The sequence below is a fragment of the Methylobacterium sp. 174MFSha1.1 genome, from assembly GCF_900116815.1.
Taxonomy (GTDB): domain Bacteria; phylum Pseudomonadota; class Alphaproteobacteria; order Rhizobiales; family Beijerinckiaceae; genus Methylobacterium.
This window is the reverse complement of sequence record NZ_FPCB01000025.1, coordinates 61,698-86,846: the sequence shown is the minus strand read 5'-3', so window position 1 is coordinate 86,846 and position 25,149 is coordinate 61,698. Positions and strand designations below refer to the sequence as shown.

Below are 25,149 nucleotides of genomic sequence, written 5' to 3'. Positions count from 1 at the left end.
CATGCCCACCACTTCCCTCAGCCTCACCGAGACCCCGCTGCTGGCCGGCATCCTGGGCTTAGCCGACGACGCGCTGATCCTCGGGCACCGGCTCTCCGAGTGGTGCGGCCACGCGCCGATGCTGGAGGAGGACATCGCGCTGGCCAACATCGCCCTCGATTGCGTCGGCCAGGCCCGCTCCTTCTACGCCTACGCCGCCGAGGTCGCGGGCGACGGCCTCTCCGAGGACGACTTCGCCTATCGCCGTGAGGTCGGGCAGTACCGCAACTGCCTGCTCGTCGAGCAGCCGAACGGCGACTTCGCCGGGACGATCGTGCGCCAGGTTCTGGTCTCGGCCTTCATCGATCCGTATTACCGCGAGCTCGCCGGCTCCCGCGACGCGACGCTGGCGGCCATCGCCGCGAAGGCCGAGAAGGAGACCGCCTACCACCTGCGCCATTCCGGCGAGTGGCTGATCCGCCTCGGCGACGGCACCGACGAGAGCCACCAGCGCGCCCGCGCCGCCCTCGACGAGCTGTGGCCCTATACCGGCGAGCTGTTCGAGGTCGATGCCGCGGAGGCCGCGCTGATCGAGGCCGGCACGCTGCCCGATCCGCGCGGCTTACGGGCGGAATTCGACGCCACCCTCGACCATATCCTGACCGAGGCCACGCTCTCCCGCCCCTCGGGCGGCTGGATGCAGAGCGGCGGCCGGGCCGGGCGCCACAGCGAGCATCTCGGCTTCATCCTCTCCGACCTGCAATACCTGCAGCGGGCCCATCCGGGGGCGACCTGGTGACCCCCGCCGACGCCGACCTCGCCCGGCGCGCGCATGAGGCCGCCGCGACCGTCTGCGACCCCGAGATCCCGGTCCTCACCATCGCGGATCTCGGCGTCCTGCGCGACGTGACGGTGGCGGACGGCCGGGTCGAGGTCGCGATCACGCCCACCTATTCCGGCTGCCCGGCGATGGACGTGATCGGCATCGAGGTGCAGACCGCCTTGGCGCAGGCCGGCATTCCGGATGCCCGGGTGCGCCTGGTGCTCTCCCCGGCCTGGACCACCGACTGGATGAGTGAGGCCGGCAAGGCCAAGCTCGCCGCCTACGGCATCGCCCCGCCGGCCGGCAAGGCGTCCCGCCGCGCCCTGTTCGGCGAGGAGCGGGTGGCCTGCCCGCACTGCGGCTCGGCCGCGACGGAAAAGGTCTCGGAATTCGGCTCCACCGCCTGCAAGTCGCTGTGGCGCTGCACGGCCTGCCGCGAGCCGTTCGACTATTTCAAGTGCATCTGAGGCGCCGATGACTCCCCGCTTCCATCGCCTGCGCGTCGCCGACATCCGCCGCGAGACCCCGGACGCCGTCTCGATCGCCTTCGCGGTGCCCGACGAGGCGCGCGACGCCTTCGGCTTCGCCTGCGGCCAGTACCTGACCCTGAAGGCGACCGTGGACGGCGAGGAGGTGCGGCGCTCCTACTCGATCTGCTCCGGCGTCGGCGAGACCGAGCTGCGGGTCGCGATCAAGCGCGTCGAGGGCGGGCTCTTCTCGGGCTTCGCCAACGAGGCGATCGCGCCCGGAGACGAGATCGAGGTGATGCCGCCGATGGGCCGCTTCGGCGTCGAGATCCGGCAAGGGAACGAGGGACAATCGGAGGCCCGCACCTTCGTGGGTTTCGCGGCGGGGTCCGGCATCACCCCGATCCTGTCGATCATCCGCACCGTGCTCGCGGCCGAACCGAAGAGCCGCTTCTTCCTGTTCTACGGCAACCGCGCCACCGGCTCGATCCTGTTTCGCGAGGCGCTGGAGAGCCTGAAGGACCGCTTCCTCGACCGGCTCTCGGTGTTCCACGTCCTGTCGCGCGAGACGCAGGACCTCTCGGTCCTCAACGGCCGCCTCGACGGCGAGAAGGCGGCCCTCTTTCTGCGCACCATCGTGCCGGCCTCCCTCGTCGACCACGCCTTCGTGTGCGGCCCGGGGGAGATGATCGACGCGGTCGAGGGCGCCTTGCTCGGCCTCGGCCTGCCGCGCGAGCGCGTCCATGTCGAGCGCTTCACGCCGGCCGAGCCGGGCCGGGCCCGCACCGCCCGCCCGGTCGCGACCTCCGCCGCACCTGCGGCGCTCGCCACGGTCATCACCGACGGCATCGCCACCGAGGTGCCGGTCGCCGAGGGCGAGGCCGTGCTCGACGCGGCGATCCGCGCCGGCCTCGACCTGCCCTATTCGTGCCGGGGCGGGATGTGCTGCACCTGCCGCGCCAAGGTGGTGGACGGCAGCGTCGACATGGCGGTGAACTACTCGCTCGAACCCTGGGAGGTCGAGGCCGGCTTCGTCCTCACCTGCCAGGCCCGGCCGACCTCCGGGCGGGTTACGGTGGATTTCGATCAGGTGTGAGCGCCTGTTTGATTGAATCCCACAGAGTTGACACCCTGCATGTCATTCCGGGGCCGCGCAGCGGAGCCCGGAATCCAGAACCGCTGATGGTTCAGGACTCAGCGGAAACCGATCCGTCCTCTTCTGAGCATTCTGAGTGTCTGGATTCCGGGCTCCGCTGCGCGGCCCCGGAATGACGCGGAGGGTGTTGGGACCATCGAGCAGGTCAAACAAGCTCTCAGCATCATCCCGGGTTCCGTTGCGCGGCCCCGGGATGACGAAGAGGCTCAATGGCCGGGTGCGTCGTCTCACCCCCGCGCCGTCACCCGCATCCGCAAGCCATCCTGCGGCCGCAGCGTCACCCGGTGCAGCGGCACCACCGGCCCGGCCTCCGGCGCCCGGTCGAGGCGCACGGCGCGGAGCACGTGGGCGAGCACCAGGGTCGCCTCCATCAGGGAAAAGCTCGCGCCGATGCAGACCCGCGGGCCGGCCCCGAACGGCAGGTAGGCGTAGCGGTCGATGCGGGCGCGGTTCTCCGGCAGGAAGCGCTCGGGGATGAAGGCGTCCGGCTCGTCCCACAGCCGGCGGTGGCGGTGCAGCACGTAAGGCGCCACCGTCACCAGCGAGCCGCGCGGGATCTTGATCCGCCCGATCCGATCCTCGGCCAAAGCCTGCCGGCTCATGAACGGCACCGGCGGGAACAGGCGCATCGCCTCCTCCAGGGCCGCCTTGGCCCGGGGCAGGGCGTCCATGCCGGGCGCAGGGTTCTCCGCGAAGGCGGCATCGACCTCGGCCTCGACCGCCTCGCGGGCGGCCTCGTCCTGCGACAGGCAGTAGAGCGTCCAGGTCAGCGCGTTGGCGGTGGTCTCGTGGCCGGCGCCGATGAAGGTGACGATGTTCGCCCGCACCTCCAGGTCGGAGAGGCCGCGTCCGGTCTCCGGGTCCTGCGCCTTGAGAAGGAGGGTGAGGAGGTCGTGCGGCGCCTCTTTCCCTGAGGTGACCAGCGCCCGGCGGCGCTCGATTAGCTCGTCCACCACCTCGGCGAAGAAGCGGAGCGCCGGCCGCGCCTTGAGGCGGCCGATCCGCGGCAGCCAATCGGGCATGCCGAACACGTCGAGGGGGTCGATCGGCCCGAGCGCCTCGAAGTAGCGGGTGATGGCGCGCCCGAGCGCATCGGGCTCCCGCGCCAGGCCGTGGGTGAAGATGGTGCGCTCGAGCACGTCGAGGGTGACGCGGGTCATCTCGAGTGCCGCATCGACGCTCTGGCCGTCGCGCTTCCGCAGCCGGCGGGCGAGGCGGGCGGCGGCCTCGCCCATAGGAGCCTCGAAGCGGGCGACGTGGCGGGGCGAGAAGATCGGCGCCAGCGTGCGCCGCTGGAGCCGCCACTCGTCGCCCTCGGCGGTGAGCAGCCCGTTGCCGAGGCCGGGCGCCAGCACCCGGCGCTGCAGGTCGTCCTTGCGGTAATTGGCGGCGTTGTCGACCAGCACGTGGCGGATCGCCGTCGGCTCGCTCACCACCGTGACGCGGCCGAGGGCGCCCTCACCGGTGACGATCGGCTGCTCGAAATGCTCCTCGTACCAGGTGGTCAGCGGGTTGGCGCGGGCGGCCCGCAGGAAGCTGAACAGCCCCATCGGCTCGGTGCGGGGGCGGGGCACGGCGGGGCGAAAGGGGGCGGCCACGGCCACCGCGGGCGAGGGCATCCGGACTCCTTCGAGGAACGGGCGCGATTTCGGGAGGGGTGACTCGATGCCGGTCGGGGCATCGCGCTCGGCCCGCTCTTGGCTTGAGGGCATCGCGCATTGCGCGCTCTTGGCTTAAGTAGGCGCCGTTTCGCACCGCCAAAGAGGCCAAGATGTCGCCGACCGAGAAAGCCACCCGCACGGAATCCGACACGTTCGGGCCGATCGAAGTCCCGGCGGACCGCTACTGGGGCGCCCAGACCCAGCGCTCGATCCAGAATTTCCGCATCGGCACCGAGCGGATGCCTGCGCCGCTCGTCCACGCGCTCGGCCTCGTCAAGCAGGCCGCGGCCCTGGTCAACCGCGACCTCGGCGTGCTCGACCCGAAGGTCGCCGAGGCGGTCGCGGCGTCGGCCGCCGAGGTGGTCGAGGGCAAGCACGACGGCGAGTTCCCGCTGGTGGTCTGGCAGACCGGCTCGGGCACCCAGTCGAACATGAACGCCAACGAGGTCATCGGCAGCCTCGCCAACGAGCGCCTCGGGGGCAAGCGCGGCGGCAAGTCGCCGGTGCACCCGAACGACCACGTCAACCGCGGCCAGTCCTCGAACGACGTCTTCCCGACCGCGATGCACATCGCGGTGGCGCGCGAGATCAACGACCGGCTGATGCCGGCGCTGCAGCACCTGCACGGCGCCCTCGACGCCAAGGCGAAGGAGTTCTCCGAGATCGTCAAGATCGGCCGCACCCACCTCCAGGATGCGACCCCGGTCACGCTCGGCCAGGAATTCTCCGGCTACGCGGCGCAGGTGGCGCTCGGCGGCGCCCGCGTCGGCGCGACGCTGCCGGGCGTGCTGGCGCTCGCCCAGGGCGGCACCGCCGTCGGCACCGGCCTCAACGCGCATCCCGACTTCGCGGAGAAGTTCGCCGCCAAGGTGGCGGAGCTGACCGGGCTCCCCTTCACCTCGGCCGAGAACAAGTTCGAGGCCCTGGCGACCCACGACGCCCTGGTGTTCACGCAGGGGGCGCTCAACGCGCTGGCGAGCGGCCTGTTCAAGATCGCCAACGACATCCGGCTGATGGGCTCCGGCCCGCGCTCGGGCCTCGGCGAGATCTCGCTGCCCGAGAACGAGCCCGGCTCCTCGATCATGCCCGGCAAGGTCAACCCGACCCAGGCCGAGGCGCTGACGATGGTGTGCTGCCAGGTGATCGGCAACGGCACGACCGTGTCGATGGCCGGCAGCCAGGGCCACCTGGAGCTCAACGTCTACAAGCCGGTGATCGCCAACGCGGTGCTGCAATCGGTGCGGCTCATCGCCGACGCGGCGGTGAGCTTCGCCGACAACTGCGTCGTCGGCATCAAGCCGAACAACGACCGCATCGCCGACCTGATGAGCCGCTCGCTGATGCTCGTCACCGCGCTCGCCCCGACCATCGGCTACGACAAGGCCGCCGAGATCGCCAAGACCGCGCACAAGAACGGCACCACGCTGAAGCAGGAGGCGCTCCGCCTCGGCTACGTCACCGAGGCGCAGTTCGACGCGGTGGTGCGCCCGGAGGACATGCTGGCGCCGAGCGCCGAATAACCGCAAGCTGACACCCGCCCCGCGCAGCTTATGGCCGCGCGGGGCGTTGTCCCTCGTGGCGGGGGCGCGGAGGATCGGGTCATGGCCGAGATCATCAACCTGAAGCAGGTGCGCAAGGCCCGCGAGCGGGCCGCCAAGGAGGCCCAGGCGACCGAGAACCGGGTCGTCTTCGGCCGCCCGAAGGCGGCGAGGACCCGCGAGGAGGCCCGCAAGAGCCTGGAGACCGCCCGGCACGAGGGCCATCGGCTGAAGACCCCCGATTCCGAAGCGTGAGCCCGGAAGACGGTCCGCCGCCGGGTTCTCTGCCCGAGGGCGGCCTGCTCAAGCGCTCGCTCGTCATCGCCGGCCACCGCACCAGCGTCTCCCTCGAGGCGGCGTTCTGGGAGGCGTTGCGTCGGCTCGCCCTGGCGCGCGGGCTCTCGGTCCAGGCGCTGGTCGGACGGATCGACGCGGAGCGGGGCGAGCAGAATCTGTCGTCGGCGATCCGGGTGTTCGTGCTCCGGGCGGTGTGGCCGGGGGAGAGGGCGGAACACACGGTGGAGCAACATTCCGCCGGTGGCCTGAGCGACGAATGCAGCCCGCCATCGTCATCCCGGGGCTCGCCGCAGGCGAGAACCCGGGATCCATAACCGCTGACGGCGCAGAAGAAACTGGAACGCGTTCCGCTTCATTCTGAAGCCTCGGCGGTTATGGATCCCGGGTTCCGCTGCGCGGCCCCGGGATGACGCGGAGGATGCCGGAAGCAGGGTGAGACGGCTTGGATTCCGCCCGATCACACCGGCCACGCGAAACTCGCGAAACCCGGCTTCTCGACCGTCACCGCCCGCCCGCCGGCGAGCACCGTTTCCCCCGCCGCCAGCGCCTCGCCGAGGCGATCGATTCGTAGCATCGCCAAGCCTCGCGACCCGGCCCCGCTCCCGGTCTGGCCGAGGGTGCGTTCGCCGGCCGTCACCGGCTCGCCGCTCGGAGCCGCCTCGCCGTCGCGGTAGATCAGCGGGACGATCCGGGTGCGGGCGGTGCCGCGGTGCTGCATGCGCGACACCACCTCCTGGCCGACGTAGCAGCCCTTCTTGAAGTCGACGCCGCCGAGCTGGTCCATCAGCGCCTCGTGCGGGAAGGCGTCGCCGAAGGCGAAATCCACCCCGGCCTCCGGCACGCCGAGGCCGATGCGGTGGGCCGCGTAAGTCCCCGCATCGGCATCCGCCGCCGGCGCCTCACCCTCGGGCGCGTGGAGGCGCCAGCCGAGTGCGGCGAGGCGGCCGTCCCGCAGGGCGGAGGCGGGGGCCTCGCCGCCCCAGCCCGCCGCCACCGCGAGCGGCAGCGCCTGGACCGCGACCTGGGCCCGCAGCTTGTAGAGCGTCAGGCGCTTGACGAGATCCGGCACCCGGTCGCGGGCCACGTCGAGGTGGAAGCCGTCCGGCGCCCGGCTCACCAGGAAGTCGAACAGGATCTTGCCCTGCGGGCTCAGGAGCGCGCCGAGGCGCGCCTCGCCCCCGGGCAAGGTCTCGACGTTGCAGGTCAGGAGACCCTGGAGGAAGCTCGACGCGTCGGCGCCGGTGACGGCCACGACGGCACGGTCCGGCAGGAGGGCAAGCGGCATCGGGGGTCCTTTGCTTGAACCGCGGGCGGGGCTGACATAAGCCGCCTGCGCCCGGCCCTCAATCGGGGCACCGGGTGAACGCGGATCGCGCACGAGGAGAACCCGATGATGAGCCAGAGCTTCGACCTCCTCCTGCGCGGCGGCACCGTGGTCAACCACGACGGCGAGGGGCTGGCCGATATCGGCGTGACGGCCGGGCGCGTCGCCGCGATCGGCGACCTGTCGCAAGCCCATGCCGGCCGCACCCTCGATTGCCGCGGCCTCCACCTCCTGCCCGGGGTGATCGACAGCCAGGTGCATTTCCGCGAGCCGGGCCTCGACCACAAGGAGGACCTGGAGACCGGGTCGCGCGCCGCCGTGATGGGCGGGGTCACCACGGTGTTCGAGATGCCGAACACCGTGCCGCAGACAACGAGCCCGGACGCGCTCGACGACAAGCTGAAGCGCGCGCATCACCGCATGCATTGCGACTTCGCGTTCTGGGTCGGCGGCACGCACGAAAACGCCAAGGACGTCGCCGAGCTGGAGCGCCTGCCGGGCGCCGCCGGGATCAAGGTGTTCATCGGCTCCTCCACCGGCTCGCTCCTCGTCGAGGACGATGCCGGCATCACCGAGATCCTGAAGCGCACCCGCCGCCGCTCGGCCTTCCACGCCGAGGACGAGGCGATGCTGCGCGAGCGCAAGGGCCTGCGGGTGCCGGGCGATCCGTCCTCGCACCCGGTCTGGCGCTCGCCGGAAGCCGCGCTCAAGGCGACCGAGCGGCTGGTACGCATCGCCCGCGAGACGGGGGCGCGCATCCACATCCTGCACATCTCGACCAAGGAGGAGATGCACTACCTCAGTCAGCACAAGGACGTCGCGACCTGCGAGCTGACGCCGCATCACCTGACGCTGGACGGCGATGAGGCCTATGCCCGCCTCGGCACGCTGGTGCAGATGAACCCGCCGGTGCGCGACGTGAGCCACCGCGACGGGCTGTGGTGGGGCCTGTCGCAGGGCGTCGCCGACGTGCTCGGCTCCGACCACGCGCCGCACACGCTGGAGGAGAAGCGGAAGGCCTATCCCGACTCGCCCTCCGGCATGACCGGCGTGCAGACTCTGGTGCCGGTGATGCTCGACCACGTCGCGGCGGGCCGTCTGTCGCTGCAGCGCTTCGTCGACCTGACCAGCGCCGGCCCGAAGCGCATCTTCGGCATCGCCCGCAAGGGGCGTCTGGCGGTGGGCTACGACGCCGACGTGACGGTGGTGGACCTCAAGCGCCGCGAGACCATCACCAACGCCTGGATCGCCTCGAAATGCGGCTGGACGCCCCATGACGGCCGCGCGGTCACCGGGTGGCCGGTCGGCACGCTGGTGCGCGGCCAGGCGGTGATGTGGGAAGGCAGCCTCACCGAGCCATCGCGCGGCGAGGCGGTGCGGTTCGAGGAGGGATTCCCGGCGCGGGGGTGAAGCGCGACGCCCAACCCTCCCCCCTCTGTGGGGGAGGGTGGCCTGCGAAGCAGGCCGGGAGAGGGGCAGCGCGACGCTGATCCAGGGTTCGCCCGTCATCATGGTCGCGACCTCTCCGGAAGCGTCGTCCCCTCTCCCGCCCGGCTCCGCCGGGCACCCTCCCCCGCAGGGCTACGGCCTTGACGGAAGTGAGTCCCGTGCGAGGAGCGCTCCGGCGAGCATGGCCGAGAAGCGCTCCCAGCCGCGGGCGACGGCCTTGGGACCTGGGGGGGTGTTGGGAGCGTTCCAGCCGCCGTGGCGAGCCACGATCCACATTAGCCATCCCAAGCTGCCGGCAGGATGAGGGTTTTGCAGACGCACCGTGCTGCCCTCGCACGCGCGGCCCAACTCCGCCACCACCGGCAGGCAGGCCTCGTCCAGCACGTCGGTCATGGGTCGGCGCCCGCCGTCGCGCGCATCAACCAGTTGCAGGATCCGCACGGCCGCCCCCAGCGCCAAGGCGCTCAGCCGGAACAGTTTATCGGGTACCCGCACCTGGGTCTCGTCCAGGCTGAGCCCGTCGCGCTTGAGGGCACGAAACACCTCCTCGATCCGCCAGCGCAGCCGATACAGCCGCACCATCTCCTGCGCGGCGGCTGCATCCGGCACCGCTCGCGTCGTCAGAAGCCGCCAGCATAGCGGGGTGACGCCTGCGGGCGGGTCGGTCTCCTGCACGCAGACGCAGTGCAGGCTCAAGCTGGCCGGCTCGCGGGCACTCAGGCTGGAGGGACGTGCCACCTCGACCGGCCCGGCCTGCAGCCTCACCGCGGCGAGACGGGCTGGTCTGCCAGGACGAGCAGGCACCTGCACCTTTCCGGTCGCCGTGATCGGCCAGGATCTGGTGTCATGCAGGCAGCCGCCCCCGACCAGCGCCCGGTCGTGACACGCCCGCACCAGAAGATCGCTGCCCGCCGGCTGGCGCGCGAAGTGGCTGTAGATGTCGCCTTCCTGGTCGGCGACCACGATCAGGCTCTGGGCCGTCTCGGCCAGCGTTGAGGCAGCCGCCGCCGCGCCGGTGATCCAGCGCAGGCTCTCCTTGTCTTCGACCGCCCGACGGTGGCGGGGAGGGGTCGGGTGAGTGGAGCGGGTCCAGATCTGAGCGTCAACCAGACCCAGCACCGCTTCGTCCTCGGCATCCACGGCGATGACGGGATGCAAGAACAAGCCGGGGTTGCGGCCGTTGCCGGCCGGTCCCAAGCCATGGCGACCTGCCGCGGCAGGGGTGAAGCTGATCTCGCTGGTGTCCTGGACGGCGACGATGGGCCGTCCGGCGCAGGCCTTTGCGGTGCGCACCGCAAAGGCCTGCAGGATGCCCTGCCAATCGGTGCAGGGCGAGGACAGGTAGCGGTGAGCGGCGGCCGTGCCGGCTTCGCTGCCCCCCACCGTGCTCAGCACCACGCTGCCGGTCGTGACAATCCGCTCAAACAGCCACGCCCCCCGCGCCTCGGTGCGCACGTCGCCCGATCCCAATCCACGCATCGGCCGTCTCCGCTGACCCGCAAAGATGCCAAACTCGCCCAGACCGAGTCATTTCCGTGAAGGCCGTAGCCCGCAGGGGGGGGAGGGGTCATCCCGCGCCTCGTGCGGAGCCTCAATCCATCTCCCACCCTTGGCTCCGGCGCACTTCTCGTATAGGAGCGCCCGGAATTGGAGGTCCGGACGCGTCCGCGTGCCGGCCGTTGCCACGTTGGCGGCCCGATGAGGGCCGGCCCGGAAGCCCGATGCAGACCGTCCTGATCGTCGTCCACCTGATCATCGTCCTCGCCCTGATCGGCGTGGTGCTGCTGCAGCGCTCCGAGGGCGGCCTCGGCCTCGGCGGCGGGGGCGGCACGCAGGGCTTCATGACCGGCCGCGGCCAGGCCAACGCGCTCACCCGCGCCACCGCGATCCTGGCGGCCCTGTTCTTCACCACCAGCATGATCCTGGCCATCATGTCGCACCGGGGCGCCGGGCCGCGCTCGATCTTCGACGGCGCGGGCACCCGGGCCCCGGCGGGTCAGACCGGCGCCCCGCCGGCCGGCAACGTCCTCGACCAGCTGCGCCAGCAGCAGGGCGACGCTCCTGCGACCCAAGGGGCCACCGCGCCCACCACCCCGGCAGCGCCCGCCGCGCCGGCTGCCCCCACGGCACCGCAGTCGCGCTGATCTTGGATTCCCGAGTCGGCGGCGCACCCGCGCGCCGCCTCTCTCAGTCAAAAAATCTGTGAGTCCGGCCGGCCCTGCCGCCCGGACATGACCCCGTTGAGCTGACGGCGTTTGGCAACAAGGCCACGCCTGTGTATGGAGCGAGTCCCATGACGCGGTATGTCTTCATCACCGGCGGCGTGGTCTCCTCGCTCGGCAAGGGCCTCGCTTCCGCCGCCCTCGCGGCCCTGCTCCAGGCCCGCGGCTACAAGGTCCGCCTGCGCAAGCTGGACCCCTACCTCAACGTCGATCCGGGCACGATGAGCCCGACGCAGCACGGCGAGGTCTTCGTCACCGACGACGGCGCCGAGACCGATCTCGATCTCGGCCATTACGAGCGCTTCACCGGCGTGCCGGCGACGCGGGCCGACAACATCACCACCGGCCGGATCTACCTCGACATCATCACCAAGGAGCGCCGGGGCGACTATCTCGGCGCCACCATCCAGGTGATCCCGCACGTCACCAACGCCATCAAGGAATTCGTCCTCGACGGCAACGACGCCTACGACTTCGTGCTGGTCGAGATCGGCGGCACCGTCGGCGACATCGAGGGTCTGCCGTTCTTCGAGGCGATCCGCCAGCTCGGCCAGGAGCTGCCGCGGGGCACCTGCGCCTACGTCCACCTGACGCTGCTGCCCTACATCCCGTCGGCGGGCGAACTGAAGACCAAGCCGACCCAGCACTCGGTGGCGGAGCTGCGCTCGATCGGCATCCAGCCCGACATCCTGCTCTGCCGCTGCGACCGGGCGATCCCGCGCGAGGAGCGCCGCAAGCTCGCCCAGTTCTGCAACGTGCGCGAATCGGCGGTGATCGAGGCGCGGGACGTTGGGACGATCTACGAGGTGCCGCTCTCCTACAAGGAGGAGGGCCTGGACCGCGAGGTGCTGTCGCATTTCGGCCTCGAGACCGGCCCGGAGCCGAAGCTCGACCGCTGGCGCGACATCGTCGGCCGGATCAAGAGCCCGGAGGGCGAGGTCTCGATCGCCATCGTCGGCAAGTACACGGGCCTCAAGGACGCCTACAAGTCGCTGATCGAGGCGCTGAGCCACGGCGGCATCGCCAACCGGGTCAAGGTCAACCTGGAGTGGATCGAGGCCGAGGTGTTCGAGCGCGAGGATCCGGCGCCGTTCCTGGAGGGCCTCAACGGCATCCTGGTGCCGGGCGGCTTCGGCCAGCGCGGGGCGGAAGGGAAGATCCGCGCCGCCCGCTACGCCCGCGAGCGCAAGATCCCGTATTTCGGCATCTGCTTCGGCATGCAGATGGCGGTGGTCGAGGCGGCCCGCTCGCTGGCCGACATCCCCGACGCCAACTCGACCGAGTTCGGCCCGACGCCGGAGCCGGTGGTCGGCCTGCTGACCGAGTGGATGCGCGGCAACGAGCTGGAGCGCCGCATCGCCGAGGGCGACCTCGGCGGCACGATGCGGCTCGGCTCCTACACGGCGGCGCTGGCGCCGGATTCGCAGATCGCCAAGATCTACGGCGGCACCCGCATCGCCGAGCGCCACCGTCACCGCTACGAGGTCAACATGGCCTATCGCGAGCGGCTGGAGGCCAGGGGCATGCGCTTCGCCGGCCTGTCGCCGGACGGGCTCCTGCCGGAGACCGTCGAGGTGGTCGGCCATCCCTGGTTCATCGGCGTGCAGTTCCACCCGGAGCTGAAGTCGCGGCCGTTCGAGCCGCACCCGCTGTTCCAGAGCTTCGTGGCGGCGGCGATCGAGCAGAGCCGGCTGGTCTGATACGCTTTCCGGAAGATTCCTTCCGAAAAGCGTATCGCGAGCCCGCGCGGCGACTGAGCGAAGCCGATTTCCGCATCGCGAAAGCGATTGCGCAGCAATCGCCGAGCGATCAATCGGAAATCGTATGACGACCCGCATCCGGACGGGTCCGTCAGGACCAACATAGGTTGTCGCCGGGGCGCGAAGGCGCGCCCCGCGCCGCCGATCCCTCGCGACATTCATACCGACCCACGGTATAGGAGCCCCGGCCGGGGCGCCCGCCGGCACGAAGCGGGATCCCGCGTGGGAGAGGTGGATCGGTGATGCGTGAGATACCCCTGGCGGCGATCCGGGCCCGCGCCTACGACATCTGGGAGCGCAACCACCGTCCGGACGGGTACGAGATCCAGTTCTGGCTCCTCGCCGAACGCGAATTGCGGGCCGAGCAGGAGAACCGGCGCGATGCCGCGGCGGCCGCCGCGGCTCAGCCCGAGACGCCCGCTCGAGGACCGGAGACCGAGACGGTCGACGGATAAATTCCAGCGGATCAGCGCGCCGCCAGCCGGGCCCCCGCCCGCAGGAAGCGCTGCGGGTCGACCGGCTCGCCGTCGATCCGGGTCTCGTAATGCAGGTGCGTGCCGGTCGAGCGGCCGGTGGAGCCGACCCGGCCCACCATCTGGCCCGCCGCCACCGTCTGGCCGGGCGCCACCGCGATCGCCGACAGGTGGGCGTAGCGGGTGACGAGGCCGTGGCCGTGATCGACCTCGACCATGTTGCCGTAGCCGCCCGCGTAATCCGCCTGGGTCACCGTGCCGGCGGCGGTGGCCCGCGCCGGGGCGCCGTACTCGCCGCGCAGGTCGATGCCGGTATGGACGGCGAGGCCGCGGGTGAACGGGTCGGCCCTGTAGCCGAAGGTGCTGGAAAGGCCGTGATCGGTCGCCATCGGGCGCCGCAGCGGCAGCGCCCCGACGATCTTGCGCAGGGCGTCGCGCTCGCCGAGGTCGCGCTGCGCCATGAGCACGGCGCTCTCGAACGGTCCTGCCTCGGCCGGCACCAGCGGGCCGCCGATGCCGCCGGCGCGGATCGCCGCGAAGCGCCGGGCGTCGAGCCCGGTCTCCGCCACCACCTCGCGCAGGCGTGCCGCCTCGCTGCGGCTGCTCGCGGCGAGGCGGCCGACCGCCAGGCTCTGGCGCGCCTCGAGCCCGTCAAGGGCGTGGGCGAGCGTCGCCATCCGGAGGGTCACCCCGGGGGAGGGGGCGGGAAAGAGCGAGGGAGCGGGCGCGACCGTCTCCGCCTCCGTGCGCAGGCCCAGGGCCTCCGGCGTCGGGGGCGGTGCCGGGGTGGGAGCGGGCGTCGGGACGTAGGGCATCGCGGAGGGCACGGCTCGGGCGTCCCGGGCCGGCCAGGCGCCGCCCCACCCGTCCGTGTCGTCGCCCGCACCGCCGGCCTGCTCGGCGAGGCCCATCAGCATCGCCTGCCGGCTCTCGAGCGCGACCTGCCGGCCGGCGAGGTCGGCGAGGCGCGTCTCGACCCCGTCCTGCTCCAGGAGCTTCTGCGTCGCCACCCGGTCGAGCCGCGCGCGCAGGGCGCTGACCCGCTCCTCGTAGGCGTATTGCATCGCCCCCTGGCGCTCCATGAACCGGGCGAGCGCCTCGTCGCGAAAGACGATGAACCACGTCGCCGCGCTCGCCCACAGGGACAAGGCGGCGAAGGCCAGGCCTGCGAGCACCACGGTCCTGCGCCCCACCACCCACACCCGGTCCGGGCCGCCGCGCGGGAGCGCGGGCGGCGCGAGGGGGGTGATGGGGGACGAGGGGCGGAGAGACAGCATCGCGACGGTCCGTAAGCTGACGGCGACCGTCGCGGGTCAAGGTTAAGAATGTCTCAAGCGTCAGGGCGAAAAGGAGTTCTGCGGCAGTGTCGCGGCGACGCTCACGCAGCGTCCGCCCGGCGTCGTCAAATCAAATCGGATCATGGGACAATCGCGGGATCCCCTCTCCCGTGTGGGAGAGGGGTAGGGGTGAGGGTGCTACGGCTCCGCAGAAGACGTGAACCGTTCCGCTGCCAGCACGACACTCAGAGTTTTACAAGGAAGCGCGCCACCCTCACCCCCGGCCCCTCTCCCACACGGGAGAGGGGAGCACCGCTCTACCTGCGAACGTCGCCTCGACTTGGCCGACGAAGGATGCATCCCGCCTCACAATCCCTGCGCCGCCGCCAGCACCGCGTCGGCATGGCCCGGCACCTTCACCTTCTGCCACACCTTCGCGATCGTGCCGTCGCGGTCGATCAGGAAGGTCGTGCGCTCGACGCCCATGTACTTGCGGCCGTACATGCTCTTCTCGACCCAGACGCCGTAGGCCTCGAGCATCGCCTTCGTCTCGTCCGAGGCGAGCGGGAATTCCAGGCCGTACTTCTCGCGGAACTTGTCGTGGCTCTTCATCGGGTCGGGCGAGACGCCGATCACCGCGGTGTCGGCCGCGGCGAAGGCCTCGCGGAGTCCGTTGAAGGCCTGCGCCTCCAGGGTGCAGCCGCTGGTATCGTCCTTGGGGTAGAAGTACAGGACGGCCTTGCGCCCCTTGAGGCCGGCGAGGCTCAGGGTCGCGCCGCCGGTCGCCGGCAGGGAGAAATCGGGGGCGGGGTCGCCCGGGTTCAGCGCCATCGTGCCTTCCTTTCGGCCGATTGATGGTGTGCCTCTCAAGGGAGGCGGGCAGGGCGCGAGCCGCGGGCGAGGGACCGGGCGCGCCGCCCGACGGATAAGCGGCAGGACGTTACCCTCCGGTCACCGGAGCGGGCAATCATCGGCGGCCTCGCGGCCCGGCAGCGCGGCCCTCGCGCTCCCGGCCGCAAGGCCTTCAAGTGGCGGCGTTCCGGCAGGGCGCCCGGAGTGGCGACGCACGCGTGACGACAGGCCGAGCGACACCAGGACCAGATTCCGTGACGCAGCCGGGCCGCGAGGCGCCGGGCGGCGACGGCCCGGCCGCCTGCGCCGCGCGGATCAAGGCGGCGCCCCGGTCGCTGCTGCGGACCTGCGTCCGCGGCGTGCTCTTCCTCAAGCTCGCGGCCGTCATCCTGCTCAGCGTCGGCCTCGGCCTCGCCTACCTGCGCCTGTCGAGCGGCCCGGTGAGCTTCGCCTGGCTCGAGCCCCGGGTGGCGGCGGGGATCGCCGAGCGCCTCGGGCCCGGCTGGAGCGTCGACCTGCGCGACAGCGCCATCGAGATCGACCGCGACGGGGCGCTGGCGCTCCGCACCACCGGCCTCGACATCCGCAACCCGGAGGGCGACCTCGTGGTGCGGGCGCCGCTGGCCGTCGTCGCCATCGACCTGTGGTCGCTCCTCGGCCTGTCGGTCCAGGCCCGCTCGGTCGAGTTCCGCGACCTGCAATTGCGGGCGCTCCTGCACCATGACGGCTCGATCGCCTTCGCGGCGTCCAACGATCCCGCCGCGGCCAAGCCCCACACCCCGCCTGCGGTGGTGGCGGCCCGCGGCACCGTGTCGCCGGTCTCGGCCACGGTGGCGTCGATCCTGAGCCTGGTGCTCGATCCGGCCGGCGTGATCGGCAGCCTCGACCGGGCCCGCCTGACCAATGCCCGCCTGACCCTGCTCGACGAATCCGGCGCCGAGCGCGTCGTCTTTCCGAAGGTCGACGGGCTGTTCAACCGCGACGCGACCCGGCCGGCCCGGGTGTTCGAGATGCGCATCGTCGGCCCGCACGGGCCCTGGCGCTTCGGCGGCGACGTCGAGCAGGCGCCCGACGGCGGCCGCCACGGCGTGCTCACCCTCGACGACCTGCCGGTCCCCGACCTGCTGCTGCTCTCCGGCCAGTCGCGCCTGCCGCTGACCACCGACCTGAAGCTCTCCGGCCGCGCCCAGGTGGCGATGCACGGCGCCCGCCTCGACGGCATGACCCTGCGGCTCGCCACCAGCGAGGGCAACCTCCTGATCGAGGAGAAAGACTTCAACCCGGTGACGATCGAGGCGGTGACGGTCGACGCCGCCTGGGACGAGGCCCGCCGCGCCCTCAGGGTCGACGCCCTCGATTACCGCGGCGCCGGCAACCGGGTGCGCCTCGCCGGCGAGTGGGTGGCGGGGCCGGACGGCGCCGAGACCGCCTGGAAGGCCGCCCTGTCGGGCACCGGCGCGACCTTGCGCGGCGCGACCGCCGGCGACGCCCCGGTCAAGATCGCCAAGATCGATGCCCGCCTCTCGGGCCGCGACGACGGCGTGCAGATCGACGCCCTCACCCTGTCGGGCGACGCCGTGCACGGCACGGTCAGCGGCACGCTCGGCACCCGGGCCGACGAGGGCGGCCTCACCCTGCGCATCACCGCCGACCGCACCGACGGGCGCGCGGCCCTGCGGCTGTGGCCCGAGAACGTCGCGCCGCCGATCCGCACCTACCTCGTCGACAACCTGCGCACCGGCCGGCTCGACAGCCTCGACGTCCTCGTCGACATGACCATGGCCGAGTTCGCCGCCGCCACCCGCGGCGAGCCGATGCCGGATGCCTCGGTGCGGATCGCCTTCGCGGTGAGCGAGGGCGGCCTGACCATCTCCAACGACGCGCCGCCGCTCTCCCGCGCCAAGGTGTCCGGGCTCGTCACCGGGCGCAACACCACCATCCGCGGCGCCACCGCCGAGATCCGGATGCCGGACGGCCGCGCGCTCGGCCTCCAGGACGGCTCCTTCGTCATCAAGGACGCGGTGCCGCACGACGTGACCGCCCAGATCGGCCTGCGCCTCGCCGGCGGGGCCGACGCCCTGGCGTCGCTGCTCCAGACCAAGCTCTTCCGCTCGCTGTCGGGCACCGAGCTCGACCCCAACACCCTGCGCGGCCAGGCCGACCTGCGCATCGACTTCCCCCTCTCCCTCGAGGCGGTGCCCGATATCGGCGATCTGCCGGTGACCCTGAGCGGGACCCTCACCGACGTCGCGGCCGAGCGCATCGTCGGCAAGGAGAAGCTCGAGAACGGCCGCTTTTCCGTCGCCTACGACCGCAACGGCTTCAGCCTGAAGGGCGACGGGCGGCTCGCCGGCGCCCCCCTCACCGTCGACCTGCACCAGCCGAAGGCCGGGGCGCCGGGCGAGGCGGTGGTGACGCTCGCCCTCGACGACGCGGCGCGCGCCCGAAAGGGCCTGCCGACGGCGCCCCAGCTCGCGGGTCCCGTCAATGCCCGCTTCGTCGTGCCGGTCGGCCGGCCGGGCAGGAACCCGGTCCGGGTCGAGGCCGATCTCGCCCGCGCCAGCGTCGACGGGCTCCTGCCGGGCTGGACCAAGCCCGCCGGCAGGCCCGGCCGCCTGACGCTCGCCCTCACCGACACCGGCCAGGGCAGCGACCTGCGCGACATCGTGCTCGAATCCGGCCCGGTGCAGCTGCGCGGCAGCGCGTCGCTCAACGCCGAGGGCGGCTTCGAGCGGGCCGACCTCACCAGCCTCAAGCTCTCCCCGGGGGACGACATCCGCGCCCAGGTCGAGCGGGCCGGCAACGGCTACCGGATCAGCGCCAAGGGCGGCGTCGCCGATGCGCGGCCGTTCCTGCGCGCGCTGACCGCGCCGCCGCGCAAAGGGGCCAAGGACGGGGTCGCCCGCGACGTCGAGGCCGATCTCAGCTTCGCGATCCTGACCGGCTTCAACGAGGAGGCGCTGACCAACGCGAGCCTCAAGCTGTCCCTGCGCGGCGACGACGTTCGCCAAGCCCGGATCCAGGGACGCCTGCGCTCGGCCGGGGTGAGCCTGGAGGTGGCCAGGGCCGACCGCGGCAGCCCGCCGGTGCTCAATGCCGAGACCAGCGACGCCGGCGCCGCCCTGCGCTTCCTCGACATCTACAAGCGCATGCAGGGCGGGTTCCTGTCGCTGCAGATGGGCCTGAACGACGGGCCGCAATCGGGCCTGGTGCAGATCCGCTCCTTCGCCCTGCGCAACGAGCCGGCGCTCGGCCGGATCATGGCCCAGGGCGAGAGCGAGGACCGGCGCAGCGACGCCAACGACGTCGGCTTCGACCGCCTGCGCGCCGCCTTCCAGCGCACTGGCACCCGCGTCGCCTTCGCGGAGGCCGCAATCTCCGGCCCGGCGATGGGTTTCACCCTGGGCGGCTGGATCGACTCGGCCAAGGACCGCACCGACGTCTCCGGCACCTTCGTGCCGCTCTACGGCCTCAACAACGTGGTCTCCCAGGTGCCGATCTTCGGCCCGCTCCTGGGCGGCGGCCACAACGAGGGCCTGTTCGGCATCAACTTCCGCGTCGCCGGCGCGATGAGCGCCCCCAGCATCAGCGTCAACCCGCTCTCGGCGATCGCCCCGGGCTTCCTGCGCAAGCTCTTCGGCGCCGGCGGCGGCGACCCCAACGCCCCGCAATCGGGGCGCACGGAACGCTGACCCGGAGCGCCGCTCGCGGAGCGCCGGACGGTCCGGCCAGCGCGGCATTTCGGGGTGGACAGCGCCGGGGCGACCCCGTATGACGATGACCACCGCGGGCGTAGTTCAGTGGTAGAACGTCAGCTTCCCAAGCTGAATGTCGTCGGTTCGATCCCGATCGCCCGCTCCATATAACCCCTTGAAGCGTCAGCTTTTTCGACGGTCTACCGCTGATCTAGCGGACCCCATGGTCCCCATCGCGGTCCTTATGCTCGTTCAGGCGCTGTTCTTCATGGCCCTATGGGCAAGACGCAGCTCCGCCACGTTCCGCGATTTGCCGACCGCGCCGCGCGAGTAGCGAGCCGTGGTCTTCGCATCCGTATGGGCTGCGGTCGCGCGGATCGCGTCGAGGTCAGCCCCGGCGTCCTCCGCCTCCGTGATCGCCCCAGCCCGCGCATCCATGTTCCAGATGTGGTCCGGGATCCCGGCGGCCCTAGCAACCTTGCGCCACTCGCGCTGAAAGGCGTCGCCGGCGTAGGGCCGTCCCTGCTGCTCGTCGATGATCAGCGGACCGACGCGACGCTCGGGCAGGACGTGCGCGGCGACCTGCTGCACGTGCGGGCAAAGCGAGAGGTCGTGGGCGATCATCGCCCCCGTCTTCGTGGTGGCTTTCCGCGTTACGCCGTCGAGTACGACGCCGGCCCAGGTCAGGCCGTTCACCCAGCGGCGGCCGTTGAGCACGATGCCGGTCCGCGCCTCGCCCTCCGGGATCGGTTCCCACTCGCCCACCACGTCCTTCTGCCGCATGACAGCATCAAACTGGATCGCGGTTGCGAGTGCCAGGGAGATGCGCTCCATCTCGATCGCCTTCGAGATGAAGGCCTCGACGTGCTCCAGATCGAGGGTGACCCGCCGCCGAGCCGGCTGTGGGAAGCGGATCTCGGCGAGGATGTCGCGCACCCGGGCGCAGCCATTGAGTTCGGCGGCGACGCCGTAGGCGAACAGCTCGCGCAGCTTCTTCATGATGCCCCAGGCGCGCCTGACGCGCTCGTGCTGGCCCGGCGCCTTGGGTTTCTTCGCCGCGTCATACCACCGCCAGAAGTCCGCAAGTTTCAGAGATGGCACTACGCGATCACCGAAGGCCTTCTCGATCAGTGTGAGGACGTGGGCATCCTTCTCGCGAGTGGTGTGCTTGAGCCGGCGGTTGAACGGGCTTTCCGGGTCGGTCTGGTATCGCCGCGATAGGCTGCGGATCGTGCCATCGAACCGGTTCGGATCCCGCAAATGCCCGGATGACCACTCCAGCATCTCGGCCTGCAGCCGGAGGCAGGCCGCTGAGAGAAGCGCCGCGTCCTCGGGCTCATCTAGACGATAGGGGAGGCGGACCGTTTTAGGCTCGTACCCGCGCTTCACAAGATCGGCTCGTGCTGCCCACATGGGCACGTCAGGGCCGCCCTTCCGCGATTTGCGCTTCAATCCTGGTGTCGGAAAATCAGAGGACATCGAGGTTCTCCATGCCGTCGGGCGGAATCGCCTGGACGGTGGAGAGACCGTAGCGCCTCAGGAAGTAGGCCTGCACTGCCGGCCAGGGCCGGCCGCCCATCAGGGGGTCCACCTTCGGCAGACCGTCGCGCTCCAGGATCTTCGCCTTCGCCGACCACTCGGTGGGGGTTTGGCTGAGGCGCCGGGCCACCTCGGCCTCGCACGGGAACAGACCCTGATTGCGAAGAGACATGCGCGCCATGGTCAGGGTCGCTATCCTGCTTTGAGGGCTGGGCGAGCGGTCGGAGCGCGTGAAGTTTCCGGGATCCGCTGGAACGTATCGAGTGTCAAATCGTAGTTCGGGCATACGTGGCGCGCGTGAGCAGCGCCTAACAACTCACACCCGAAAGCTGTACTGTCATGTTGCTCTATGAAGTAACGGACGCCCTTGGCGTGGGCGGTCTCTTTCGCGATGTCATGAGGCCGCTCGACACCTACCTCTCCAACGGCGAGGTGGAGGCAGGCCAGCCGATCGGCCGCGGTGATGCCGATTGCTCCGCAACTGCGCTGCGTGACGGGACCATCCGGCGCAATGCCATTCGGCGCGTGCCGGAGACAGTCTCGGCTCACGTCTGAGAGAGACGACTTCACTGCGCCCTCGCCGATGAAGTGGCGTGTGCGGCCGCTCGCGGAATCATGCAGACAAGACGCTGATCTGACGCAGCTTTTGCCGGCGAGAGTCCCGAAATCATGCCTGTGGAATCACTCCCCTTCATGGCGGCCGCGAGGTGCTGCAGGTACTGACCGCCCGCGCACATCGGCTCGAATTCCTCGCTCTCCCGGGCATAGAACTCGGCAAGGGCGTACAGCCCGGCTCGCGAGGTCGGCATGACGAAGGTGAGCGCCTGGAAGGCCGCCGAACTCGCGTCGGCCGCGGCGTTGGCGCGGCGCATCTGCACCTCGTTGCTCTCGTCGAGGCCTGACAGCGCCGCGGTGTGGGCCGCTTCCGCGGTCTCAGCCGTGGCTATGGCCTGGTGGATCGGGTCCAGGCCGACCACCGCCACCGGCCAGCACGCACAGGCTAGCGCTGTGAGGTCAGCGACGCGGACCTGGGCGGCCCGATAGGTCAGACCGTAGCTTTCAGCGAAGGCGGCCTCTTCCACGAGCCACCACCGCAGGTGCTGCAGAAGGGCTGCTGCGCCGGCCGCCGTGGTGCAGGCCTGCGCAATCAGCACGTCGCCGGCCTCGCGGTAGGCTTCGTCGGCGAGGATGGAGGCATCGCCCTCGGGCGCGACCTGGAAGGCGTCGTAGGCGGCCCGGTGGGCTGTGATCGCCGCGAGGATGGGGTCGGTCTGGGTCATGGCGTTTCACCCGCCTCCCGCGCATCGGCAAGCCGATGGTTTGTCGCCACGATCAGCCGGGAGTAGACCGGCTCGGTCAGCATCTCCCGGGCGGTTTTCATGAAGACCCGGGCGAAGGTCTCGCGCTGCTCGGAGTTCACCACTTCGTGGGCACGGGCGGCCAGAACCTTGGCGCCGGCCAGCTGCACCTCGATGTCCTGTAATTCGGCGACGAGCGCGGCCCGGCGCTCCGCCCATTCCAACCACTCCTTGCGCGGCGCGTAGCGGCCGGTACGCTGGCGGGAGGCATCGGCGGCGGCCATGCGCGACTTCACGTCCGTCAGCTCGCGGGAGATCCGGATCTTCTCCCGGATCAGCGCCTGCTTGCGTTCCTCCGGCGTTTCGGGCCCGGCCGCCTCTTCCTTGAAGACCCCGGGCTTGATCCCCGCCTCGTTGTGCCGGGCGTGAAGCACGGCAGCGAGCGCGCGGGCTTGGGCATTGCGCGAGTTGGTCTTGTGCATCAGCGCGCCTCCCCCACGAACAGATCGGGCTTTAGTTCGGCAGCCCGCGCCCAGACCTCTGTTACGACCTCGTGGCTGAGCAACTGCTGTGCGGCGAGGATGAAGGCTCGCCGCCGGCCGTCCTTGGCAGAGGTGGCGGCGAGGGTGTCGGCAGCGTGCGCCTGATCCCGCTCGGCCCGGCGAAGCGTGCCGATCCGCTCCTGCAGCCGGGGGCGGATCCGGCGCTTGCGCTTGTGCGCGGTGGTGGCGCGCCGGCGCCATTCTGGGTCCGCGCCGCGCAGATCGGCAGCGGAAAGCTGGTCCTCGATCCTGGCAATCTCGCCGTCGAGGACCGCGAGAAGCTGGCGCCCCTCCTCGGCCGTCGCAATGTCGTCGAGGTGGATGACGCGGCCCTCGATCAGCAGGACGTCGATCCCGACGAGGCCGCGGGTGGGCGGGAGGCGACCGATTGCGTTCATGCCCGCGTCTCCGTCAGGAAGTCGGCATCGTCAGGCGCGGCCTTGCCGTCGCGAGCCCAGGCGGGGAGCGATCCAATGCCGGTCCAGGCGGCACGGTCACGGTCGCCGTGATCCGGCTCGTCGCCGAAGCCGATGAACCCCAACGGCAGGGTCTCCCGGGTGGCGCTGAGGATCGCGCGGGCCGCGGCAACATCGGTGTCGCCCTCCACGGAGGTACCCTCAAGCGACATCGCCAGGGCCAGACCGAACACCCGCAGACCGTCCAAGGTCGTCGGGGTTTGCAGAGCGAGGACGCGGGCGACCTCGCGACGCTTCGCACTGTTCACCGCCTGGGCGGCCTTGTGGGCGGAGAGAGAGGGATTCGAACCCCCCTCGATCGGCCGGGAGGCCACGAACCAGGCATAGGCGGTCAGGAGTCGGCGCCGGCAGGCAACGTGCGGGTCGGTGGTCTGAGAGGCGATCACGACAGCACCCCTTCGTGCGAGATGGAGAGCCGGCCAGCGCGGTAATCCTCGACCCAAGCCGGGTTTTCGCCGGCTGGGCCGAACAGCGCCGGCAGCGCGGCGGCGACATCGTCGTAGATCCGGTTCAGCAGCCGCTCGGCACGCTCGATGGCGGCGCTGCGCTGTTCGTCATCGGTGAGCACGCGATCCTCCTCGGCGTAGGCGGCGCCCGAAAGGAAGTCTTGGAACACGAGGTCGACCAGCGTGGTGCCGAGGGTGTCCCGGGCCTCCGCCGGCAGGCTTGCCCACGCGGCTGCCGGATGCAGGGGAGGGAGGGTGACTCTGGTGGGGCCGGCAGCACGAGGCTGCCGGGTCTGGAGGGCGACGGCGTTCGCCATCGGTCAGTGCTTCCCCTGGCAGGCAGCAACCTCGTTCCGGAGGCTGCAAGCCTGGTGGGCAGTGGCGTCCCAGTCTCCCCGGAGGAGCATGCGACGCATCAGTATCTCTCCGCGCTCGTCCGCATCACCGGTATCCACGGGTTTGCGCTTTTGCAGTTCGTCTGCCACGGCGTCCTTAAGCGCCATGCAGCGATCGCCTTCGTCGGTAACCAAGCTCGATCCGGTCTCGCCGAGCTTCGGCCACCAGGCGGCGCTGTAGAAGTGATCTTCTGCCCGCTCATAGACGCCGAACAGGGCGCAGAGCTGCGAGACCGAATAGCTGGACAGGTTGAGGTTTGGTGTCTTTAGGGCGACAACCTCCGGGATTGCAGCATGTGCCACCCGAGGCTCGCCGGTCAGGCTGTCCATCAGGTCGATCATGAGGCGACCGTCCGTCCCGTATTGGTCGCGCGTCCAATCCGCCTTCCAAAGCATGATCGATGCGTCCCAGGCGAAGGCCAGAGCCTTGGCGTGCCGGGCCTCGCGCGATCCTGCCGGTAGCGCCTCGGCGGCAGCCATCAGCGCATCCCGCCGTTCCATCCTCGCGTCGCTGCGGGCATCCGCCTCGGCGCTGAGATCGCTGCGGTCCTCACGATCCCCGACAATCTCCGCCGCCCATTCCCGTTCGAGGACATCGATTAGGGCCGAAGCGTCGGAGGCCTCTGATCGGAGACTCCTTACGGCGGAGCCGGTATCGACCATCGCCGCGAAGGCGTCGAGGATCTGGCTGAGCAGCCAAGCGCTGTCGTCCACGTCGCCGTCAGGATGGGTGCGCCGCTGGACCTGAGCGCGGGCATACTCGACGAGGGCACGGCGTCCGGCCAGGGTCGTGGGGACGGTCTTCCAAACGGCCTTCTGCGCCGTGAGGTCGGCGTCAGAAAGGTAGCCCTCACGGGCGGCCCACCCTGAGGTTTTCCCATAGCGCTCTAGCTCTGCCTCGAAGGCGTCGAATGCTGCGGTTGCCGCCTTGCTGGCGGCGATGGCCGAGAGGGTTGGGTCTGCGGCAGTCTCGGGGTCGGCTGGACGCCCGACGCGCCGCATCTCCTCCGGCTCCCGGGCATGCTCGCCGAAGCGGAGGTTGCGGTAGGCGACCGCCATCGGGTGATCGCGCTCGGTCGCGCTGGCATCGCCGAGGGAATACATCTGCCGCGAGATTACGGCGATGGCGTAGGCGACGCGGTCGGCATCCGAGTGCATCGGGGTGTGGAGCAGCGCTCGGAAGGCCTCCTCCTCGGCCTGCCGCCGTTCGGCCAGGTCCGGCAGACCGTAGGCCTCCGAGCAGAGGGCGTGCCCGTAGGCGAGTTCGTGTGCGTCGAGCAGCGCGGTCAGGGCGTCCGACGGCGTGCCGCCGGCTCCGACGAGTCTCGGCGGGGTGTAGCGCTCCGGCTGGGCCGGAGACGACACCGGCTGATCCTCCGGCGAGAATGAAACGTGAACGCCTTCGGGCATACCGGGAACGTGAAGCATGGCAGCCTCCTGATGGGTCTGGCTGTGTGGGAAGAAGCGGGCGTGATGACCC

General features: G+C 70.9%; 25 protein-coding genes and 1 tRNA gene. 13 read left to right on the top strand and 13 right to left on the bottom strand.

What is annotated here, in order from left to right:
* Window position 1 precedes the first annotated feature (1 nt).
* The 3 genes from paaC to paaE are packed head-to-tail and all read left to right on the top strand — an operon-like array spanning window position 2 to window position 2,365.
* A complete protein-coding gene (gene paaC / locus BM430_RS21695; protein ID WP_093569319.1) occupies window positions 2-778 on the top strand; it encodes a 1,2-phenylacetyl-CoA epoxidase subunit PaaC in 777 nt (258 codons plus the stop codon).
* Window positions 772-1,269: a 1,2-phenylacetyl-CoA epoxidase subunit PaaD gene (paaD, locus tag BM430_RS21690; RefSeq protein WP_093569360.1), complete on the top strand. Its 498-nt coding sequence runs from the start codon at window positions 772-774 to the stop codon at window positions 1,267-1,269. Before paaC ends, paaD begins: the two co-directional genes overlap by 7 nt.
* 7 nt (window positions 1,270-1,276) lie before the next feature.
* Window positions 1,277-2,365, top strand: a complete 1,089-nt coding sequence (paaE, locus tag BM430_RS21685) for a 1,2-phenylacetyl-CoA epoxidase subunit PaaE (RefSeq protein ID WP_093569318.1) — start codon at window positions 1,277-1,279, stop codon at window positions 2,363-2,365.
* A gap of 287 nt (window positions 2,366-2,652) precedes the next feature.
* Here the strand turns inward: paaE and BM430_RS21680 are convergent, their stop codons facing one another.
* On the bottom strand, window positions 2,653-4,044 hold the full coding sequence (locus BM430_RS21680; RefSeq protein ID WP_093569317.1) for a cytochrome P450: 1,392 nt from the start codon (window positions 4,042-4,044) through the stop codon (window positions 2,653-2,655).
* Between the two features lie 152 nt (window positions 4,045-4,196).
* Here BM430_RS21680 and fumC point away from each other — a divergent pair, with 152 nt between their 5' ends.
* The 3 genes from fumC (at window position 4,197) to BM430_RS35710 (ending at window position 6,235) form a co-directional block, all read left to right on the top strand.
* The gene (gene fumC, locus BM430_RS21675; protein WP_093569316.1) at window positions 4,197-5,606 is read left to right on the top strand and encodes a class II fumarate hydratase; all 1,410 of its coding nucleotides are present in this window, start codon (window positions 4,197-4,199) and stop codon (window positions 5,604-5,606) included.
* Window positions 5,607-5,687: 81 nt separating this feature from the next.
* Window positions 5,688-5,879 (top strand): DUF4169 family protein, encoded by a 192-nt coding sequence (locus BM430_RS21670; protein ID WP_093569315.1) that lies wholly within the window; start codon window positions 5,688-5,690, stop codon window positions 5,877-5,879.
* A complete protein-coding gene (locus BM430_RS35710) occupies window positions 5,876-6,235 on the top strand; it encodes a ribbon-helix-helix domain-containing protein (protein ID WP_348273092.1) in 360 nt (119 codons plus the stop codon). The genes BM430_RS21670 and BM430_RS35710 overlap by 4 nt, the downstream gene beginning before the upstream one ends.
* Window positions 6,236-6,378: 143 nt before the next feature.
* Here the strand turns inward: BM430_RS35710 and BM430_RS21660 are convergent, their stop codons facing one another.
* The gene (locus BM430_RS21660) at window positions 6,379-7,206 is read right to left on the bottom strand and encodes a CAF17-like 4Fe-4S cluster assembly/insertion protein YgfZ (protein WP_093569314.1); all 828 of its coding nucleotides are present in this window, start codon (window positions 7,204-7,206) and stop codon (window positions 6,379-6,381) included.
* Between the two features lie 108 nt (window positions 7,207-7,314).
* Here BM430_RS21660 and BM430_RS21655 point away from each other — a divergent pair, with 108 nt between their 5' ends.
* Entirely contained in the window at window positions 7,315-8,655 is a 1,341-nt protein-coding gene (locus tag BM430_RS21655; protein WP_093569358.1) for a dihydroorotase, read from the top strand.
* A gap of 171 nt (window positions 8,656-8,826) precedes the next feature.
* Here BM430_RS21655 and BM430_RS21650 read toward each other — a convergent pair whose 3' ends face one another.
* Complete coding sequence (locus tag BM430_RS21650; protein ID WP_093569313.1) at window positions 8,827-10,173, bottom strand: IS4 family transposase; 1,347 nt, start codon at window positions 10,171-10,173, stop codon at window positions 8,827-8,829.
* 242 nt (window positions 10,174-10,415) lie between these two features.
* Here BM430_RS21650 and secG point away from each other — a divergent pair, with 242 nt between their 5' ends.
* The 3 genes from secG to BM430_RS21635 all read left to right on the top strand — a co-directional run bounded on the left by secG (window position 10,416) and on the right by BM430_RS21635 (window position 13,131).
* On the top strand, window positions 10,416-10,838 hold the full coding sequence (gene secG / locus BM430_RS21645; protein ID WP_093569312.1) for a preprotein translocase subunit SecG: 423 nt from the start codon (window positions 10,416-10,418) through the stop codon (window positions 10,836-10,838).
* A gap of 149 nt (window positions 10,839-10,987) precedes the next feature.
* The gene (locus BM430_RS21640; RefSeq protein ID WP_093569311.1) at window positions 10,988-12,616 is read left to right on the top strand and encodes a CTP synthase; all 1,629 of its coding nucleotides are present in this window, start codon (window positions 10,988-10,990) and stop codon (window positions 12,614-12,616) included.
* A 302-nt stretch (window positions 12,617-12,918) separates the two neighbouring features.
* A complete protein-coding gene (locus BM430_RS21635) occupies window positions 12,919-13,131 on the top strand; it encodes a DUF2934 domain-containing protein (protein WP_093569310.1) in 213 nt (70 codons plus the stop codon).
* An 11-nt stretch (window positions 13,132-13,142) separates the two neighbouring features.
* Here the strand turns inward: BM430_RS21635 and BM430_RS35585 are convergent, their stop codons facing one another.
* Window positions 13,143-14,426, bottom strand: a complete 1,284-nt coding sequence (locus BM430_RS35585) for a M23 family metallopeptidase (RefSeq protein WP_280142287.1) — start codon at window positions 14,424-14,426, stop codon at window positions 13,143-13,145.
* A 366-nt stretch (window positions 14,427-14,792) separates the two neighbouring features.
* On the bottom strand, window positions 14,793-15,257 hold the full coding sequence (locus BM430_RS21625; RefSeq protein ID WP_093569309.1) for a peroxiredoxin: 465 nt from the start codon (window positions 15,255-15,257) through the stop codon (window positions 14,793-14,795).
* Window positions 15,258-15,637: 380 nt separating this feature from the next.
* On the opposite strand from BM430_RS21625, the gene BM430_RS21620 reads away from it, so the two are divergent.
* The gene (locus BM430_RS21620; protein WP_093569356.1) at window positions 15,638-18,970 is read left to right on the top strand and encodes a YhdP family protein; all 3,333 of its coding nucleotides are present in this window, start codon (window positions 15,638-15,640) and stop codon (window positions 18,968-18,970) included.
* Between the two features lie 94 nt (window positions 18,971-19,064).
* Window positions 19,065-19,139, top strand: a tRNA-Gly gene (locus tag BM430_RS21615).
* A gap of 86 nt (window positions 19,140-19,225) precedes the next feature.
* Here BM430_RS21615 and BM430_RS21610 read toward each other — a convergent pair.
* Both BM430_RS21610 and BM430_RS21605 read right to left on the bottom strand, forming a co-directional pair.
* Entirely contained in the window at window positions 19,226-20,452 is a 1,227-nt protein-coding gene (locus tag BM430_RS21610) for a site-specific integrase (RefSeq protein WP_093569308.1), read from the bottom strand.
* A complete protein-coding gene (locus BM430_RS21605; protein ID WP_093569307.1) occupies window positions 20,442-20,693 on the bottom strand; it encodes a hypothetical protein in 252 nt (83 codons plus the stop codon). The genes BM430_RS21610 and BM430_RS21605 overlap by 11 nt, the downstream gene beginning before the upstream one ends.
* 158 nt (window positions 20,694-20,851) lie before the next feature.
* Here BM430_RS21605 and BM430_RS21600 point away from each other — a divergent pair, with 158 nt between their 5' ends.
* Window positions 20,852-21,067 carry a hypothetical protein gene (locus BM430_RS21600; RefSeq protein WP_093569306.1) on the top strand — a complete coding sequence of 72 codons (216 nt, stop codon included), beginning with the start codon at window positions 20,852-20,854 and terminating at the stop codon, window positions 21,065-21,067.
* An 11-nt stretch (window positions 21,068-21,078) separates the two neighbouring features.
* Here the strand turns inward: BM430_RS21600 and BM430_RS21595 are convergent, their stop codons facing one another.
* The 6 genes from BM430_RS21595 to BM430_RS21570 are packed head-to-tail and all read right to left on the bottom strand — an operon-like array spanning window position 21,079 to window position 25,097.
* Window positions 21,079-21,792 (bottom strand): hypothetical protein, encoded by a 714-nt coding sequence (locus tag BM430_RS21595; protein ID WP_093569305.1) that lies wholly within the window; start codon window positions 21,790-21,792, stop codon window positions 21,079-21,081.
* A complete protein-coding gene (locus BM430_RS21590) occupies window positions 21,789-22,292 on the bottom strand; it encodes a hypothetical protein (protein WP_093569304.1) in 504 nt (167 codons plus the stop codon). The genes BM430_RS21595 and BM430_RS21590 overlap by 4 nt, the downstream gene beginning before the upstream one ends.
* Complete coding sequence (locus BM430_RS21585) at window positions 22,292-22,750, bottom strand: hypothetical protein (protein ID WP_093569303.1); 459 nt, start codon at window positions 22,748-22,750, stop codon at window positions 22,292-22,294. Before BM430_RS21585 ends, BM430_RS21590 begins: the two co-directional genes overlap by 1 nt.
* Window positions 22,747-23,214, bottom strand: a complete 468-nt coding sequence (locus tag BM430_RS21580) for a hypothetical protein (protein ID WP_093569302.1) — start codon at window positions 23,212-23,214, stop codon at window positions 22,747-22,749. Before BM430_RS21580 ends, BM430_RS21585 begins: the two co-directional genes overlap by 4 nt.
* Window positions 23,211-23,591, bottom strand: a complete 381-nt coding sequence (locus BM430_RS21575) for a hypothetical protein (protein ID WP_093569301.1) — start codon at window positions 23,589-23,591, stop codon at window positions 23,211-23,213. Before BM430_RS21575 ends, BM430_RS21580 begins: the two co-directional genes overlap by 4 nt.
* A gap of 3 nt (window positions 23,592-23,594) precedes the next feature.
* The gene (locus BM430_RS21570; protein WP_093569300.1) at window positions 23,595-25,097 is read right to left on the bottom strand and encodes a hypothetical protein; all 1,503 of its coding nucleotides are present in this window, start codon (window positions 25,095-25,097) and stop codon (window positions 23,595-23,597) included.
* Window positions 25,098-25,149: the final 52 nt, after the last annotated feature.

What these genes read in the sequence shown, in the direction of transcription:
- BM430_RS21570 (WP_093569300.1), bottom strand. Translation starts at nt 25,097, where the DNA reads ATGCTTCACGTTCCCGGTATGCCCGAAGGCGTTCACGTTTCATTCTCG.
- BM430_RS35585 (WP_280142287.1), bottom strand. Translation starts at nt 14,426, where the DNA reads ATGCTGTCTCTCCGCCCCTCGTCCCCCATCACCCCCCTCGCGCCGCCC.
- BM430_RS21655 (WP_093569358.1), top strand. Translation starts at nt 7,315, where the DNA reads ATGAGCCAGAGCTTCGACCTCCTCCTGCGCGGCGGCACCGTGGTCAAC.
- BM430_RS21590 (WP_093569304.1), bottom strand. Translation starts at nt 22,292, where the DNA reads ATGCACAAGACCAACTCGCGCAATGCCCAAGCCCGCGCGCTCGCTGCC.
- BM430_RS21575 (WP_093569301.1), bottom strand. Translation starts at nt 23,591, where the DNA reads ATGGCGAACGCCGTCGCCCTCCAGACCCGGCAGCCTCGTGCTGCCGGC.
- BM430_RS21640 (WP_093569311.1), top strand. Translation starts at nt 10,988, where the DNA reads ATGACGCGGTATGTCTTCATCACCGGCGGCGTGGTCTCCTCGCTCGGC.
- paaE (WP_093569318.1), top strand. Translation starts at nt 1,277, where the DNA reads ATGACTCCCCGCTTCCATCGCCTGCGCGTCGCCGACATCCGCCGCGAG.
- BM430_RS21660 (WP_093569314.1), bottom strand. Translation starts at nt 7,206, where the DNA reads ATGCCGCTTGCCCTCCTGCCGGACCGTGCCGTCGTGGCCGTCACCGGC.
- BM430_RS21610 (WP_093569308.1), bottom strand. Translation starts at nt 20,452, where the DNA reads ATGTCCTCTGATTTTCCGACACCAGGATTGAAGCGCAAATCGCGGAAG.
- fumC (WP_093569316.1), top strand. Translation starts at nt 4,197, where the DNA reads ATGTCGCCGACCGAGAAAGCCACCCGCACGGAATCCGACACGTTCGGG.
- secG (WP_093569312.1), top strand. Translation starts at nt 10,416, where the DNA reads ATGCAGACCGTCCTGATCGTCGTCCACCTGATCATCGTCCTCGCCCTG.
- BM430_RS21670 (WP_093569315.1), top strand. Translation starts at nt 5,688, where the DNA reads ATGGCCGAGATCATCAACCTGAAGCAGGTGCGCAAGGCCCGCGAGCGG.
- BM430_RS21595 (WP_093569305.1), bottom strand. Translation starts at nt 21,792, where the DNA reads ATGACCCAGACCGACCCCATCCTCGCGGCGATCACAGCCCACCGGGCC.
- BM430_RS21600 (WP_093569306.1), top strand. Translation starts at nt 20,852, where the DNA reads ATGTTGCTCTATGAAGTAACGGACGCCCTTGGCGTGGGCGGTCTCTTT.
- BM430_RS21605 (WP_093569307.1), bottom strand. Translation starts at nt 20,693, where the DNA reads ATGGCGCGCATGTCTCTTCGCAATCAGGGTCTGTTCCCGTGCGAGGCC.
- BM430_RS21650 (WP_093569313.1), bottom strand. Translation starts at nt 10,173, where the DNA reads ATGCGTGGATTGGGATCGGGCGACGTGCGCACCGAGGCGCGGGGGGCG.
- paaC (WP_093569319.1), top strand. Translation starts at nt 2, where the DNA reads ATGCCCACCACTTCCCTCAGCCTCACCGAGACCCCGCTGCTGGCCGGC.
- BM430_RS21680 (WP_093569317.1), bottom strand. Translation starts at nt 4,044, where the DNA reads ATGCCCTCGCCCGCGGTGGCCGTGGCCGCCCCCTTTCGCCCCGCCGTG.
- BM430_RS21625 (WP_093569309.1), bottom strand. Translation starts at nt 15,257, where the DNA reads ATGGCGCTGAACCCGGGCGACCCCGCCCCCGATTTCTCCCTGCCGGCG.
- BM430_RS21585 (WP_093569303.1), bottom strand. Translation starts at nt 22,750, where the DNA reads ATGAACGCAATCGGTCGCCTCCCGCCCACCCGCGGCCTCGTCGGGATC.
- BM430_RS21635 (WP_093569310.1), top strand. Translation starts at nt 12,919, where the DNA reads ATGCGTGAGATACCCCTGGCGGCGATCCGGGCCCGCGCCTACGACATC.